Source organism: Marinobacter antarcticus, assembly GCF_900142385.1.
In the GTDB taxonomy this organism is placed as follows: Bacteria; Pseudomonadota; Gammaproteobacteria; order Pseudomonadales; family Oleiphilaceae; genus Marinobacter; species Marinobacter antarcticus.
The window spans coordinates 2,325,588-2,342,189 of sequence record NZ_FRAQ01000001.1 but is presented as its reverse complement, the minus strand read 5'-3'; the positions used below and the strand labels follow the sequence as shown (position 1 = coordinate 2,342,189).

14 protein-coding genes are annotated in these 16,602 nt (G+C 54.4%); all 14 read right to left on the bottom strand.

The features are described 5' to 3' along the window. Positions 1 to 10 precede the first annotated feature (10 nt). Entirely contained in the window at positions 11 to 1,246 is a 1,236-nt protein-coding gene (locus tag BUA49_RS10915) for an O-succinylhomoserine sulfhydrylase (protein ID WP_072797309.1), read from the bottom strand. Between the two features lie 26 nt (positions 1,247 to 1,272). Further along, a complete protein-coding gene (purF, locus tag BUA49_RS10910) occupies positions 1,273 to 2,799 on the bottom strand; it encodes an amidophosphoribosyltransferase (RefSeq protein ID WP_072797308.1) in 1,527 nt (508 codons plus the stop codon). Positions 2,800 to 2,833: 34 nt separating this feature from the next. After that, complete coding sequence (locus BUA49_RS10905) at positions 2,834 to 3,370, bottom strand: CvpA family protein (protein ID WP_072797307.1); 537 nt, start codon at positions 3,368 to 3,370, stop codon at positions 2,834 to 2,836. Positions 3,371 to 3,461: 91 nt separating this feature from the next. Further along, complete coding sequence (locus tag BUA49_RS10900) at positions 3,462 to 4,097, bottom strand: SPOR domain-containing protein (protein ID WP_072797306.1); 636 nt, start codon at positions 4,095 to 4,097, stop codon at positions 3,462 to 3,464. 112 nt (positions 4,098 to 4,209) lie between these two features. Further along, a complete protein-coding gene (gene folC, locus BUA49_RS10895; protein ID WP_072797305.1) occupies positions 4,210 to 5,514 on the bottom strand; it encodes a bifunctional tetrahydrofolate synthase/dihydrofolate synthase in 1,305 nt (434 codons plus the stop codon). Then, a complete protein-coding gene (gene accD / locus BUA49_RS10890; RefSeq protein WP_072797304.1) occupies positions 5,495 to 6,421 on the bottom strand; it encodes an acetyl-CoA carboxylase, carboxyltransferase subunit beta in 927 nt (308 codons plus the stop codon). The genes folC and accD overlap by 20 nt, the downstream gene beginning before the upstream one ends. 45 nt (positions 6,422 to 6,466) lie before the next feature. Further along, positions 6,467 to 7,279 (bottom strand): tryptophan synthase subunit alpha, encoded by an 813-nt coding sequence (gene trpA / locus BUA49_RS10885; protein WP_072797298.1) that lies wholly within the window; start codon positions 7,277 to 7,279, stop codon positions 6,467 to 6,469. A 31-nt stretch (positions 7,280 to 7,310) separates the two neighbouring features. Beyond that, the gene (gene trpB / locus BUA49_RS10880; RefSeq protein WP_407656695.1) at positions 7,311 to 8,519 is read right to left on the bottom strand and encodes a tryptophan synthase subunit beta; all 1,209 of its coding nucleotides are present in this window, start codon (positions 8,517 to 8,519) and stop codon (positions 7,311 to 7,313) included. After that, on the bottom strand, positions 8,512 to 9,141 hold the full coding sequence (locus BUA49_RS10875; protein WP_072797295.1) for a phosphoribosylanthranilate isomerase: 630 nt from the start codon (positions 9,139 to 9,141) through the stop codon (positions 8,512 to 8,514). The genes trpB and BUA49_RS10875 overlap by 8 nt, the downstream gene beginning before the upstream one ends. After that, positions 9,138 to 10,046, bottom strand: a complete 909-nt coding sequence (gene truA / locus BUA49_RS10870) for a tRNA pseudouridine(38-40) synthase TruA (RefSeq protein ID WP_072797294.1) — start codon at positions 10,044 to 10,046, stop codon at positions 9,138 to 9,140. Before truA ends, BUA49_RS10875 begins: the two co-directional genes overlap by 4 nt. Before the next feature lie 102 nt (positions 10,047 to 10,148). Beyond that, positions 10,149 to 13,235, bottom strand: a complete 3,087-nt coding sequence (locus BUA49_RS10865; RefSeq protein WP_072797292.1) for a FimV/HubP family polar landmark protein — start codon at positions 13,233 to 13,235, stop codon at positions 10,149 to 10,151. 314 nt (positions 13,236 to 13,549) lie between these two features. Further along, positions 13,550 to 14,665, bottom strand: coding sequence for an aspartate-semialdehyde dehydrogenase (gene asd / locus BUA49_RS10860; RefSeq protein WP_072797290.1), 1,116 nt, complete (start codon positions 14,663 to 14,665; stop codon positions 13,550 to 13,552). A 112-nt stretch (positions 14,666 to 14,777) separates the two neighbouring features. After that, the gene (gene leuB, locus BUA49_RS10855) at positions 14,778 to 15,851 is read right to left on the bottom strand and encodes a 3-isopropylmalate dehydrogenase (RefSeq protein WP_072797288.1); all 1,074 of its coding nucleotides are present in this window, start codon (positions 15,849 to 15,851) and stop codon (positions 14,778 to 14,780) included. 85 nt (positions 15,852 to 15,936) lie between these two features. Beyond that, entirely contained in the window at positions 15,937 to 16,584 is a 648-nt protein-coding gene (gene leuD / locus BUA49_RS10850) for a 3-isopropylmalate dehydratase small subunit (protein WP_072797287.1), read from the bottom strand. Positions 16,585 to 16,602: the final 18 nt, after the last annotated feature.

Genomic DNA, 16,602 nt, shown 5'->3' with positions numbered 1-16,602 from the left:
TGCTCAAACGTTAAGTGTTGCTTGCGTTCTGAAGCGCCTGAAAGCCTCTATGCAAGTCCGTTTTCAGGTCTTCGACTGCTTCGATACCAACCGAGAGTCGTAACAGGTTCTCGGTTATGCCCGCTCCGGATTTGTCTTCCGGCGACAATCGCCCGTGGGTTGTCGTCGCCGGATGCGTAATCGTGGTTTTAACATCGCCGAGGTTTGCCGTAATTGAAATCATCCGTGTTGCATCAATGAATTTCCAGGCTTCCTCACGGCCACCCTTAAGGCAAAACGCCAGCACGCCACCAAAACCTTTCTGCTGCTTTTTTGCAAGCGCGTGCTGGGGATGACTTTCAAGCCCGGCGTAAAACACTCGCTCCACTTCCGGTTGCTGTTCCAGCCATGCTGCCAACTCTAACGCATTGTCGCAGTGGGCTCGCATACGGATTGGTAAGGTTTCCAGGCCTTTATGGAAGACCCATGCATTAAAGGGGCTCATCGTGGGCCCTGCGGATCGCAGGAAACCGTAAACTTCATCCATGAGCTTCGTCGGGCCGACCACAACACCGCCCACACAGCGGCCCTGGCCATCCAGATACTTGGTTGCAGAGTGAATCACGATATCCGCACCATGTTCCAGAGGGCGCTGCAGCACCGGCGTGCAAAAACAATTATCCACAACGAACAGAGCACCATTATCGTGGGCAAGCTTTGCCAGCGCCTCCATGTCCGCAACCTCACAGAGGGGGTTGGACGGAGTCTCAATGAACAGCATCCTGGTGTCCGGACGTACAGCCGAACTCCATTCGTCAAGATCAGTAAGGCTTACAAAGCTTGTTTCAACGCCGAACTTCGCCATGTATTTCTGGAACAGCACGTTGGTTGTTCCAAACACACCACGGGAGCAGATCACATGATCACCGCTTTTCAGCAGTGCCATGCAGGTGCTGAGAATAGCCGCCATACCGGATGAGGTTGCAACAGCGCGCTCCCCTCCTTCCATTGCAGCAATGCGACCCTCGAAAGCCTGAACCGTCGGATTGGTAAAGCGGGAATAAATATTACCCGGTTCCTCTCCCCCGAAACGAGCCGCGGCCTGCGCTGCGCTGGTGTATACAAAACTCGATGTGGGAAAAATAGCATCGCTGTGCTCAAGCTGTCCGGTTCGGAGCTGCCCTGCCCTCACCGCCAGTGTGTCCAAAGACATACCATCAAGATCCGATTCCGGAATCAGGACAGTTTCTTCGCGGTGAAAAGTCATGAGCGTCTCCTGGAAAGGCTCTGAGTTCAGTCTTCGTCGTTGTAGAGATCAATGATGCCGTTATCCGTCGACCCGGTGTCTACATCCCCGGAACGCGTGATGTCATTGCGGGCTTCATCGAGGCGATTGAGATAGGCGGCGTCAATATCACCTGTTACATAATTCCCGGTGAACACTGAACACTCCCAACCATCTATGCTGTCATTTACATCGCTGACACAGGTCACCAGATCCTCCAGATCCTGATACAGCAGCCAGTCTGCTCCGATCAATTCACGGATTTCCTCAACAGTCTTGTCGTGAGCAATCAGCTCACTGGCCGATGGCATATCGATTCCGTAAACATTGGGGTAGCGAACCGGGGGCGCAGCCGAGGCAAAGTAGACTTTTCTGGCGCCGGCATCCCGTGCCATCTGAACAATCTCCTTACAGGTGGTGCCCCGCACAATAGAGTCGTCCACCAGCATTACATTTTTACCGCGGAACTCCAGATCAATCGGGTTCAGTTTCTGGCGCACAGACTTTTTACGCATTGTCTGGCCGGGCATGATAAACGTCCGACCTATGTAGCGGTTTTTGATAAAGCCTTCACGGAATTTCACACCCAACCGATGCGCCATCTGCAAGGCCGATGTCCGGCTGGTATCAGGAATGGGCATAACCACATCAATATCGTGCTCCGGGCACTCCCGTAAAATTTTGTCTGCCAGAGTCTCACCCATCCGCAGTCGTGCTTTGTATACCGAAACACCGTCAATAATGGAGTCTGGCCGCGCAAAATAGACATGCTCGAAAATACAGGGGTACAAGCGGGGGTTGTGCGCGCACTGTTGTGTATAAAGAGTGCCGTCGGTTTCGATGTAAACCGCCTCCCCTGGCGCGATATCCCTTACCAGAGTGTAACCGGCAGCGCTGAGGGCAACGCTCTCAGACGCAATCATGTATTCCTTGCGGCCGCTCTCAGACGTACGTTCACCATAACAGACCGGGCGAATGCCATTGGGATCCCGGAAGCCGACGATTCCGTACCCGGTAATCATGGCAATCACCGCGTAGGCACCGCGGCAGCGCTGATGAACCGCGCTGACTGCTGAAAAAACATCTTCCTTTGTCGGATCAAGCTTGCGCAGCTTTTGCAGCTCATGCGCAAAAACATTCAGCAGCACTTCTGAATCCGAATTGGTATTGATATGGCGAAGATCTGTGCGGAACAGGTCCCGGCTGAGTTCGTCGGCGTTGGTCAGGTTGCCATTGTGGGCGAGTGTAATGCCGTATGGGCTATTCACATAGAATGGTTGCGACTCCGCGGAACTGGAGCTGCCTGCAGTCGGGTAGCGCACGTGGCCTATACCGACATTGCCTACCAGTCGATGCATGTGCCGTGTATGAAATACGTCGCGAACCAGCCCATTATCCTTACGCAGATAAAAGCGCTCATCCTGAAAGGTAACAATCCCCGCCGCATCCTGGCCCCGGTGCTGAAGTACGGTCAGCGCATCATAGAGCGACTGATTTACGTGAGAAGTACTGACGATGCCGACAATGCCACACATGGATAAGGTGATCTCCGAGTGTTAATTCTGAATGTTAGCGGGATGCGGACGTGGGTTCCACGACCTGCTGAGATTCCGGTTCCAGGAAACGGGCGAACTCGTCACCAAACGTTCGCCTGGACCAGTCTTCAACCACTCCAAGGCGGTCTATCATGACGGAGGTCCTCCACCAGGTGTCCTGAGCCAGAGGGGTGTAACGAATAAATGCGATCGCGACAATAACAACAACAATCCCGCGTAGCAGGCCAAACCCCATGCCCAGCACTCTGTCCGTAGCAGAGAGTCCGGTAGCACGGACGAGGTGTCCGATCATGTTGTTGATTATGGCACCGACAATGAGCGTTCCGAAAAAGAGAATGGCAAACGCTGCAATAAGGCGTGCAAGCGGCGTTTCAACCGTGCTCTCAAGTAGGGCTTGCATCTGGGGATGAAAGGTTCGCGCAAGTATGAATGCGCCCACCCACGTCACAAGAGACAGCGCTTCTTTCACGAAGCCCCGTTTCAGACTGATGAGAGTGGAAACTGTAATCAGGGCGATGATGACCCAGTCAATCCAGATCAGCGCTTCCATGGAAATCCCGGTGGAGAAAAGGAAGCGCGAATTCTATCAGGAAACGTCGGTTCGCCAAACCGCCGGAGCAATATAAAGCGGATTGAACAGGTTATTTGTCGCCGGATGTGACAAGGCTGTTCAGGCTGAAAGCCTCGTCCAGTTCTAGTTTTGCAGACTCAGCCTCGGCTTTTTCAGCAAAAGGACCACTGAAAACCCGTGTCAGGGTGGCATCACCCCGAACGACCTCCTGAAGATGAGAGTTGTAACCTTTTTCGCGCACTTTGTCCCGAAGGCGGCGAGCATTATCGCCGTTGCCAAAACTGCCTAGCTGAACAACCCAGGCGCCTTCCAGAGAACGAGTGAACTCTGCACTCGTCGGCTCTGCCTTTTCTGGCAAGCTTGCGGAAGGTGCTGGCGCCGCTTTTGCCGGCTCGGCTACCTCGGGCTCGGGCGCTGTGTTAGTGCGAGAATCAGGGACAGACTGCACCGCTGGCCCATCACTTTCCAGAATGCGATAGTCCCGACTGCCTGAATCACCACTTGCGGCATCGTCTTGCTGGTATGGGGGGGGTGGCGCTATGTCCGACTCGGGAGCTGCAACTTCCGGGAAAGGTGGTTCTTCTGGAATGTTGATCGAAGTAGACGTGCGCTCAGAGTGAGGTTCATCGAAAACCATGGGCACAAAGATAACGGCCAGCGAAACCAGAACCAGCGCACCGATTATTCTTTGCTTAAGTCCATCCACGTTGCTTGACTCCCCGTCTGTTTGACCTGGCACATACTAACTGCCCGCCTGTCATAACTCAAAGCTCTGCGCTGCGCCATGGACAAAGTTTAAGACGCCAGGACTCTCAGGCTCAGAGGAGAAGCATCCGCGCTTCTGCAACCGTGAAAAACGAGCCAAATACAATAATGATGTCATTCGCTGCTGCGTCTGTCTTTGCTGCAGCAATGGCACTGGCCACAGTATCATGCGCACTCACCTGAGCCAGCGCACAGGATTCAAGCCTTACCCGCAACGCATCTGAACCCAGGCCGCGCGGCACATCAAGCCCGGCCAGATACCAGCGGTCGACAACCAAAGCCATCGCCTGAGCCACGCCCTCCACGTCCTTGTCGCCAAGTGCGGCATAAACCGCGTGAACCTTACAGCCAAGACCCTTTAACAACTGAAGCCTTGCTGAAAGCCAGGTGGCAGCATGGGGGTTATGTCCAACATCCAAATACAGGTCTGGTTTGCGTTGCAGAAGTTCGAACCGCCCTGGCGCTTTGGCATGACCCAGTACAGCCTCAATCGCAGCCTGCTCCATGTCAGGCTCGAGTGCGCGCAGCGCCATAACAGCAGCGGCTACGCTCTCCACCGGAAGCGGCCCCGACGGTAATCTGAACGTATTCCCCTGAATATGAAGGGCAGCAGCAATTCCACCTGAATCCGTAATAGCCTCACGGATTTCGTAGTCTTGCCCTGCTCGAACCAGCGCTACCTTCTGAGCCGCTGCCTGCTGGAGTACCGAACGTGGCGGATCCATGTCAGCAACCACGGCCGGGATGCCCGGGCGAAGAATACCGGCTTTTTCAAACCCGATAACCTCCCGGTTGTCTCCGAGAAACGCGACATGATCAATATCGATGGACGTAATGATTGCCAAGTCTGCATCTATCACATTCACTGCATCAAGGCGGCCACCGAGGCCGACCTCGAGAATCCAGTCCTGCACACCGGATTCACTCAGTGCAACAAAAGCCGCCAGCGTGCCAAACTCGAAGTAAGTGAGTGAGACAGAGCCACGAGCCGCTTCCACCTTTTCAAACACAGAGATCAGGGTCGCATCATCAATATCCTGACCGTCGATACGGATGCGCTCGTTGTATTTCTGAAGATGGGGAGACGTATAGGCACCAGTGCGTCTGCCTGCAGCCTGAAGAAGTATTTCAAGCGTCGCAACGGCACTACCCTTGCCGTTGGTACCCGCAACCGTAATAACTCGTGCTCTGGGGTTTTTCCGGAACAACCGACGCAAAACCACCAGAACCCGGTCAAGCCCGAGATCAATCTCGGTTGGGTGTATTGATTCTAGCCAGGACAGCCACTGATCAAGCGTGGCCCCAGCCTCCGGTGCGCTCAGGGGCTGGGGTTTCTGTTTACTCTGCCGGGGGTTCAATGTCTGGCTTTTCCGTTATTTCAAATTCGATTGGATCTTCCGTATCGGGCCGCTCTTGCCCGGTAAACTTCGCCAGCACGTGTGCAATACGTTCGCGCATCTGATGGCGGTGCAGAATCATGTCGATTGCGCCGTGCTCCAGCAGGAACTCACTGCGCTGGAAACCTTCAGGCAGCTTTTCACGAACCGTCTGCTCAATGACCCGGGGCCCTGCAAACCCGATCAATGCATTGGGTTCTGCAATATTGAGATCGCCCAGCATTGCCAGGCTCGCAGACACACCGCCAAAAACGGGGTCCGTCATCACGGAAATGTACGGAATACCCTCTTGCTTCATGCGCTCAAGCACGGCGGCCGTCTTGGCCATCTGCATGAGTGACAGAATCGCCTCCTGCATACGGGCGCCGCCGCTTGCAGAAAAACAGACCAGAGGAATACGCTCAGCAAGCGCAACATTCGCGGCCTGTACGAACTTTTCACCAACGACCTGCCCCATAGACCCGCCCATGAAGCCAAATTCAAAGGAACAGGCCACCAGCGGAACGTTCAGAGTTTTGCCTTTCATGGCGACAAGGGCATCTTTCTCGCCCGTTGCTTTCTGAGCCTGCACCAGCCGATCCTTGTAGCGCTTGGTATCCTTGAACTTCAGCCGATCCCAAGGTTCAAGGTTGGCACCAATTTCCTCACGCCCCTCTGCATCAAGAAAAATGTCGAGGCGACGGCGAGCATCAACCCTCAGGTGATGATTGCATTTGGGGCAAACATCCAGGTTTTTCTCCAGTTCCGGCTTGTATAGAAAGGCGCCGCACTTAGGACACTTTTTCCAAAGCCCTTCGGGAACACCTGTTCTGCGATTGGATTCCGAGCGGATCTTGCCCGGCATTATCTTGTCCAGCCAGTTACTCATGGTTATATCCTGTCCTTTGATTCCGGCTCCCCCTCACCTTCCGGGTCAGGAAGCCAGGCTATCCAGTGCTTCACGCATCGGGTTGAGCAGATCCGTCAGTGCCCGTTTAAGCTCTTCGATATCTGCCTGATTTCTGGCTATTGTATCGACCAGCACACTGCCAACAATTACACCATCGGATACCCGTCCCACGGCGGCGGCTGTTTCTGCGTCGCGTATGCCGAAACCGACACCAACCGGCAGGGCCGTCAATTCATGGATATGGGCAACCTTCGCGGCTACTTCTTCCACGTTTATTCTGGCAGCTCCGGTTACGCCGTTAAATGAAACATAGTACACATATCCCGAAGAGTGATCGGCAATTGCGCGAATTCTTTCGTCGGTTGTCGTTGGTGCCAACAGGAAAATCGGATCGAGCCCCCTCTGAGCGAACAGAGGTGCAACTTCATCGGCCTCTTCCGGTGGCAGGTCCACCGTAAGAACCCCATCCACGCCAGCCTCCACGGCCGCGTCAGCAAAGGCTTCATAGCCCATAGCCTCAATGGGGTTGATATAGCCCATCAACACCACCGGAGTGCTGTTGTTGGTTTCTCTGAACTCACGCACAATCGCCAGGACGCGGCGTAAAGATGTGCCATGTTTGAGCGCCCGCTCACAGGCCAACTGAATCACCGGGCCGTCGGCCATCGGATCAGAAAACGGCACACCCAGCTCAATGATATCCACACCGGCATCAACCATGGTGTGCATCAGGCCAACAGTCTCATCCGGGTGGGGGTCACCGGCAGTAATAAAGGGAATAAGCGCCTTGCGGCCCTGTCCTTTGAGGGTCTTGAGAACCCCTTCAATTCGGCTCATGCCTGCTCCTGTCGATTGTTCAGACCATTATTTACAGTTCAATACCATCTAACTGCGCGACAGTATGAATGTCTTTGTCGCCGCGACCGGATATATTGATCACGACCATCTTGTCTTTATCCATCGTGGCTGCAAGCTTGACTGCGTAAGCTACCGCGTGAGCAGTTTCCAGCGCTGGCATGATGCCTTCAACCAGGGTCAGCATACGGAACGCCTTCAGCGCCTCATCGTCAGTTACCGACACATAGTTGGCCCGCCCGATGTCTTTTAACCAGCTGTGCTCAGGACCGACTCCGGGGTAATCCAGCCCTGCACTGACCGAATGCGTGCCAGCAATCTGGCCGTTCTCGTCTTCCATAAGGTAGGTGCGATTACCATGAAGCACACCCGGGCGCCCAGCACACAAAGGCGCTGCATGCTGACCGGTCTCAATACCAAGCCCGCCTGCTTCAACACCATAAAGCTCCACGGATTCGTCCGTCAGGAACGGATAAAACATGCCGATAGCATTGGAGCCACCGCCTACACAGGCCACCAGGGCATCCGGGAGCTTTCCGGTTTTTTCCAGTGACTGCCTGCGGGTCTCACGCCCGATAACAGACTGAAAATCACGAACCAGAAGCGGATAGGGATGTGGGCCTGCGACGGTACCGATGATGTAAAACGTCTCATCAACATAGGTGACCCAGTCACGCATCGCGTCGTTCATAGCATCTTTGAGCGTACGGCTTCCACTCTGGACCGCATGCACCTGGGCCCCGAGAAGCTTCATGCGATACACGTTCAGCGATTGGCGCTGGACATCTTCAGCGCCCATGAAAACGTGGCATTCAAGCCCCAGGCGAGCACAGACAGTAGCGGTTGCAACCCCATGCTGCCCAGCGCCAGTTTCGGCAATGATCCGCTTTTTGCCCAGAAAGCTGGCCAGCAGCGCCTGACCGATGGTGTTGTTAATCTTGTGCGCACCCGTGTGATTAAGGTCTTCCCGCTTTAACCAGATCTGCGCTCCCCCGGTCTCGCGAGTCAGCCGCTCGGCAAAGTACAGCGGGCTTGGGCGGCCGACATAATCAGCAAGATCCTTGTCAAAGGTAGCCTGAAACTCAGGATCCTTTTTTAGCCGGAGATATTCCCTTTCAAGAGTCACCAGGGAATCCATCAATGTCTCGGAAACAAATCGCCCGCCAAAGGCGCCGAAATGCCCCCGCGCATCTGGCAGTGCCGTCAGCATTTCTTCAGTCAGTTTTACAGACACGGTGAACCTCTCTAATAAAGTCAGAAATTTTTTCGATGTCTTTGACGCCTTTACTTTCTTCAACGCCACCGCTGACATCCACAGCCCACGGCTTCACCTGCTCGACAGCCCGGAATACGTTATCAGATGACAACCCACCGGCCAATATAAGTGGCAGGGGACGCTCCAGCGGGATCAGGTCCCAGTTGAATGAATGCCCGGTACCCCCGTATCGCTGAGGGTCCCACGCATCCACCAACAGCCCGGCGGCTGAGTGATATTCAGCAAACGCCCGCTCAATCTGCCCTGCACTCTGAACGCGCACAGCTTTTATCCAGCGACGGCCAAACAGGCCACAGAAGTCGGCCGTCTCATCACCATGGAATTGGAGCAAGTCCAGTGGAATGCGCTCAAGGACTTCCCTGACCTGCTCTTCCAATGGATTTACAAACAGCCCGACAACCGACACAAACGCAGGAACATGCCGGACGAGCAGCTCAGCCTGCTCGACGGTCACAGCACGGGGGCTGGGACCATAAAACACGAACCCCAGCGCATCCGCCCCGCTTGCAACAGCGGCTTTCACATCCTCAACACGGGTCAGACCACAAATTTTGACGCGTGCATTCATGGCACTTTTACCCGTTGTTTAGAGTGAATGTGCGTTGGATAAACCGGACTGTTCTCTGCCTGGCTGAACCAGGGCCTCAAAAAACCCGGGCCACATTCGGCGGCAGGTATATCAAAGCCTTCTGGATACCCTACGTCGACCAAATACAAACCATGAGGCGGCGCGGTTACTCCGGCAAGCGTGCGATCTTTCGCAAGCAGTATGTCACGAATCCAGGCCTCCGGCTGTTTGCCGGTACCTACATCCATCAGAGCCCCGGCAATATTCCGAACCATGTGGTGCAGAAAAGCGTTGGCCTGCACATCAATTACGACGAAGTTGCCGTTCCGGGTTACCTTTATTTGTTCAAGAAAGCGCACAGGCGTTCGGGACTGACACCCGGCAGCGCGAAAAGAAGAGAAATCATGCTCTCCCACAAGCGCCTGGGCTGCGTCATTCATACGTTCTGCATCCAGCTCGCGAAACGTCCAGCTTACCTGCCCCCGCTGGATCCCGGGCCTTACCGGGTTGTTGTAGATAACGTAGCGATAACGTCTGTAAATTGCAGAAAAACGAGCATGGAAATCATCACTGCCATTACCGGCCCAGTGCACAGCGATATCGAACGGCAGAGCGGTATTGATGCCCATAACCCATGAGCGAAGGTTACGGATGGAAGGCGTTTCGAAATGCGCGATCTGATAGCTTGCATGCACGCGGGCATCGGTACGGCCGGCGCATACAAGGTCTACGGGATGGTCAGCGACTTTTGCTACGGCTTTCGCAAGCTCTGCCTGCACCGAACGAACGCCGGACTTCTGTAGCTGCCAGCCATGAAAGTTGCTGCCGTCGTACTCAAAAGCCAAGGCAACCCGCCCGCCGCCAATAGCGTTATCCGTTGTGAGTTCCTGGGGGTAGAGAAACAAGTGTGAATCCGGCAAGTATGTTGCTGTAAAAACAAAGCGCCGGCCGCCGGGATAATCCCCGGCGGCCGGCGCTTGTTGCCTCAGTAATCCGATTATAACGGATCAGGACAGATTTTTAAGCAGATCCTGAGCTTCGACTTTCTGCTCGTCATCTCCCTCAAGCGCTACTTCTTCAAGAATATCCCGGGCTCCATCGCTGTCACCCATCTCAATATAGGCTCTTGCAAGATCCAGCTTCGTTGCCGCTTCATCCGTTCCAGCGAGGAAATCAAAATCATCATCGTCACCAAGATCGTTTTCATCGATGTCAGCAACAGGTGATTTCGTGGTGTCATCCCGAACTTCATCGGAGGCAACCGGTAGCTCATCATCCGAAGGCTCTTCGGCCGAGTCCTCAAGAGAGTCGCTCTCGTCTGTCAGGTCGCCTTCGCTGAGAGTATCTTCGAGGTTCAGCTCGTCATCCAGGGACAGTTCGTCGTCTTCCGGAGTTGCCTTGGTTGCATTTGTTGCATTGGTTGAATCCGCAGAATCAGAGAACTCTTCCATCAAGGCAAGGTCATCATCGGATACATCCAGTTCAAGGTCATCAAGCGTCGACTCCTCCATCTCGGAACCGCCTAGCTCGTCTTCCTCGCCAGCGACCTTGTCCAGTTCTGCATCCAGTTCATCCAGGAAGGATTCGTCGAGAGAGTCAATATCCGTGCTTTCGGTTTCAGCCGCAGGCTCCAAGGCATCATCAGAAGCCACATCAGACGGTTCCTCGAGCTTGTCCAGCGATTCCTCTGGCTCGTCCAGATCTATTTCGAGAGAGGAGAAATCGCTTTCCTCTTCAGGAGCATCCGCCTCGTCTTTGGATTCCGAGAGCTCAAGGCCCGAAAGATCGTATTCGATCGGATCGTCGCTGCTCTTTTTCTCCGGTTCTAAACTCTTCTCGCTCTCACTAGCTCCTGTATCAGCGGACTGCTCTGCACCCTCAAGGGTGTCCAGATCGAAATCAGACAAGTCAGAATCATAATCACCGAATTCGTTCTCAACCTGATCATCGCGACTTGCGTCATACTGATCGGCGAGGAGCTCATCCGACAATGAGGCATCGGCATTCTCGAAACCTTCCGCCGCATCAAGGGGCTCTGAAGCGCCAGATTCTCCGCCGAGCGACCCAGAGCGAAGCTGGGACTCAAGATCATCAATGCTGGGCATTGACTCAGCTTCTTCAAGACGGGAGCGAAGGTCGTTTGCCTGGGCAATCGCTTCGTCGTCATCCAAAGCCTGAATCTCGCCAAACTGCTTCTCGAATGAATCGCGGTCCTGGTTGTCGGCATAAACCCCAAGTAACTTAAGGCGCAGGTCGGTACGGCTTGGCTCTCGCGAAATTGCAGTTTCCAGGGCCTGAGCGGCCTGATCATAACGACCATAAGCGACGTAGGTGTCAGCTTCTTCAAGAACATTACTGGTACTGCTCTGCTCCGGCTCTTCCTCATCCAGGCTCAGATCGAAGGTATCTTCAGGCCCATCAGGTTCGTCATTAAGCTGCTCATAAAATGCTTTCTCACGGTTGGCATTACGCCGCGCAAGAAGCAAGAGAAGCAGCAGGAGAAGAATCAGACCACCACCCAGAGCAATCTGGTAGATCGTGTTACCGGTAATTGCATCAATTACATTGCCCGGGAAGCCTTTGTTGGCAACAACAGGTTCTGGTTCCGGCTGGACTTTAGCTTCCGGTTTTTCCGGTTGCTCTGATTGGGCTGCCTGCCCGCTTGAGGCGGCAACTTCGGTAGTCGGTTGCGCCTCGGAACCCGGTGCAACAACAGGTTCTGTTGCTGCGGTATCGCTTTCACTGGTTTCCGCACCTGCAACTTCGGATGGGTTGGCAGCTTCCTGCCCAGCATCCATCTCGGCGGGGTCCGCTTCCCCTTCAGCCGTCGCTAAGTCGGCTGTCGCTTCCTGGCCGGGCTCAGCTGCGGGTTCAGCCGCGCCGGCAACCTCTTCGGTCTGTTCAGATGAGGCAGCGCCTTCGCCGGTAACCGGAGCGGTTTGGGCTGCGGCATCATTAGCGGCGGCACCCTGCTGAATCTCGGCAAGCTGACTGTTTTTCAACTCAAGCAAGCGCTGAAGCGTTTGTACCTGATCCTGAAGATCATCAACACGGGTGTTGAGCTCGTCATTTTCCCTGCGGGAACTTTCAAGCTCTTCCATGGCCACTGCAGCACCGGCGTCTACACCACCTGCAAGCTGACTATCTCCGCCGGCAGAGCCACCCTCAGTCTTGCTCCGGCCACCCTCATCGTCGGCAACCAGAAGCTTGAGCTCATCACCACTGGCAGCCGCTTCGCTGGCAGCGCCGCTCTTCGGCTGCTGAGCAACGGTGGCATCAAGGGTACGCTTGGGCTGCTGAAATTCCTGATTCTGCTGCGCAACAACACGAGTCGCCTCGGCACGGGTGCGGCTACGAATCTGATCCGCGGACGGAACACGCAGCACCTCGCCACGCTTCAGTCTGTTGATATTATTGTCAATAAATGCGCCTGGGTTCAGGTCCTGCAAAGCCAGCATAACCTGTTGCATTGACAGGTTATTATCTGGGCGAACCGTCGCCGCAATGGTCCATAGCGTGTCAGACGCACCTGTGGGCCCAAAGGTATCTGCGCGATAGCCGGTACCCAGGGACTGCTCTGCCCTTGCCGCACGACGAGCGGACTCGGCGTTACGCTCAGAAGATGCTTGTCGGGACTGAGCTACCGGTGCGCTTGAAGGCGCGCGCACCTGCTCGGAAACACCGGATTCTTCGGCATAAACCGGAGGATCTACCAGAACGGAATATTCACGCATCAGCCGACCGTTGGGCCAGGTCAACTCCAGCAGAAAATTAAGGTAAGGCTCTCTCAATGGTTCCCTGGAGGAGACGTTCACCACCAGACTGCCATCAGAACGAGTAGCTACCTCAAAACGAAGTTTTCCAAGAAACTGGTTCCGCTGCAGGCCAAGCCGTTGATAAGCCGTTTCCGGGGCTATGTTCACGAACACATCACCAGGATCTATTCCCTGACTTTGTGGCAGAACAATTTCTGCATCCATCGGCTCATTCAGATAGGACTGAAGTTCAATTTCACCCAGCCCCAGGGCTTGAGCGATACCGGATCCTAGTCCCCCGGCAAGAGCCAGTGCAACCGCAAGCTTGCGTACCTTCATGCTTTTTCCTTTCCAGTCTCCGTTATTCGTGACTGATTTTTTCAAACAGAATCGTACGAAGCAGGATGACTTCCGCCTGCATAATTCTTGTTTGATATGTCGCGTTTTTAATTTTCAGTCCGGCAAGTATTGTTGATAAAGCCTCTTTTATCAATCAATCAGCATCAATCCTTGCACCATTTATTTACCAGTTGCACGGAACTCCCTAGTGTTCCTGAAAATAACAGGGGCGGAGCCTGAAATCAGCCTCCGCCCCCTAACCGGCTTCCTGAAACCGGACACAGTTGGCATTAATTGCCTCTGTGTAACATTTCTTAACGTTCCTGCAGGATCCGTAACATGCGGCGCAAGGGTTCAGCGGCTCCCCACAGCAACTGATCCCCGACGGTAAATGCAGAAATATACTCCGGCCCCATAGCCAACTTCCGTATACGCCCGATGGGGACGCTCAGAGTGCCGGTCACTTTGGCAGGGGTCAGCTCCTCAATGCTCGCATCGCGGTCATTGGGGATAACTTTTACCCAATCGTTAGCGTTCGCCAGAATGGATTCAATCTCCGCGACCGGCAGATCCTTCTTCAGCTTGATGGTCAGCGCCTGGCTATGGGAGCGCATGGCTCCAATCCTTACGCAGAGCCCATCAATAGGAATCGGGTTCTCTGAGCGACCAAGAATCTTGTTGGTCTCAACGCCCGCCTTCCACTCTTCCTTGCTCATGCCGTTATCAAGCTGCTTGTCGATAAACGGGATAAGGCTTCCGGCCAGAGGCACCTGGAAATGTTCTGTGGGAAAGCCGTCGGAACGCATGGTTTCGGTGACCTTCCGGTCGATTTCCAGAATCGCCGAAGAAGGGCTTGCGAGCTCTTCCCCAACACTGCGGTTAAGCTCGCCCATCTGGTTGAGCAACTCACGCATGTTCTGTGCACCGGAGCCGGAAGCTGCCTGATAGGTCATGGGGGATACCCATTCAATCAGATCCTGCTCCAGTAACCCGCCAAGGGCCAGCATCATCAGACTGACGGTGCAATTACCGCCAATGTAATCCTTCACGCCGCTATTCAGCGCAGCGTCAATCACGTTGCGATTTACCGGGTCCAACACAATGACAGAGTGATCTACCATCCGCAGCGTGGATGCGGCATCAATCCAGTAGCCTTTCCAGCCTGCATCACGCAGTTTCTGATAAACCGCGCCGGTGTAATCCCCGCCCTGACAGGTCAGCACCACATCCAGAGTTTTGAGGGTTTCGATATCGAACGCATCCTGCAACGGCGGAACGCCATCCCTGCCTACGTCCGGAGCTGGCTGACCAGTCTGGGAGGTAGAAAAGAATACCGGATCGATATCAGCAAAATCGTTTTCATCGCGCATGCGCTGCATGAGGACAGAACCCACCATGCCACGCCAACCTACAAGTCCAACTCGCTTCATGTGCGACCTTTGAACCTCGCTTTATGCCCGCCCTCAACCTTTATCGCCGGCAGGGACAGGATGAATGATCCCGCAGCAACCGCATCGCGTCGCTGTCGGGGATTATTGTACATTACAGAGCAGCCAGTACCGCATCACCCATTTCACGGGTAGAAACCCGGGTGCAGCCTTCCGACATGATATCTGCCGTGCGCAGCCCCTGATCCAGTACATTATTTACCGCGGCTTCGATAGCCGCTGCAGCCTTTTCTTCGTCAAGACTGTAACGCAACATCATGGCTGCGCTGATAATCGTAGCCAACGGATTGGCGATACCTTTGCCGGCAATATCTGGCGCCGAACCATGGCAAGGCTCATACATGCCCTGCTTCTCAGAGTTCAGCGACGCCGACGGCAACATACCAATAGAGCCGGTAAGCATGGCCGCTTCATCAGAAAGAATATCACCAAACATGTTGCCAGTCACAATCACATCAAACTGCTTGGGCGCACGAACCAATTGCATTGCCGCGTTATCCACGTACATATGGGAAAGTGCCACATCGGGATATTCACGCTTCAGGTCGTTCATGATTTCACGCCATAGCACCGTCACTTCCAGCACGTTAGCCTTGTCTACCGAGCATAGTTTTTTGCCGCGCTGCTGCGCCGCCTCAAAAGCCACCCGACCGATCCGGCGGATTTCAGATTCCGTATAGGCATAAGTGTTATAGCCCTGGCGCTCGCCGTTCTCTAATTCACGCACACCCCTTGGCTGGCCGAAATAGATACCGCCGGTGAGCTCACGCACAATCATGATATCCAGGCCCGAAACCACTTCAGGCTTCAGTGAGGATGCTGATGCTAACTGCGGGTAAAGAACTGCCGGGCGCAGATTTGCGAACAGTTCCAGATTCGAGCGCAGGCCAAGCAACCCTTTTTCCGGGCGCTTTGCCATGGGCAGACTGTCCCACTTGGGGCCACCTACAGCACCCAGCAAAATTGCATCGGCTTTACGGGCCTTCTCCAGGGTATCGTCCGGTAACGGATTGTCTGTTTCGTCCAGCGCAGCGCCGCCGACCAGGCCCGACTCAAACGCGAGCTTCAGATCAAACTTTTTATTAATGGCATGAAGGATCTTTTCTGCTTCTGCAACGATTTCCGGGCCGATGCCGTCACCCGGCAGAAGAAGTACAGTTCTGGACATAATGGGCTTCCAAACCTTTGTGAACCGGGTCGAACTGACCCGGCAAGTTATGAATTGTTGCCGGATTAGGCATTAGCAAACCGCTCTACTGGCCCGATCCAAACAGCCAGGGTGCAGTCTGGCGGCGCTGATCTTCATAGGTTTTGATCAGCTCGGCATCTTCCAGAGTTACGCCAATATCATCGAGACCGTTGAGCAGGCAGTGGCGACGGAAGTCATCCACATCAAACCCAAAAGATTCACCGGACGGAGTGATCACGGTTTTTGCATCAAGGTCCACCGTCAGCTGATAACCTTCCGAAGCTTCAGCATCCTGAAACAGCTGATCTATAACTTTCTCTTCTAGAACAACCGGTAACAGCCCATTCTTAAAGCAGTTATTGTAAAAAATATCAGCAAAACTCGGAGCGATAATAACCCGGAAACCGTAATCATCAAGCGCCCAGGGAGCGTGCTCACGACTGGAGCCGCATCCAAAATTGCTGCGAGCCAGGAGCACGCTGGCGTTCATGTAGCGTGGCTGATTAAGCACAAAATCCGGGTTCTTAGGGCGCTGTGAGCTGTCCTGATCCGGCTTGCCTTCATCCAGATAGCGCAACTCATCAAACAGATTCGGACCAAAGCCCGTGCGCTTGATGGATTTCAGAAACTGCTTGGGAATAATCATGTCCGTATCCACATTGGAACGGTCCATGGGGGCCACAAGGCCCTTGTGTTGCGTAAATGCGCGCATGGTTCAGTTCTCTCCTGT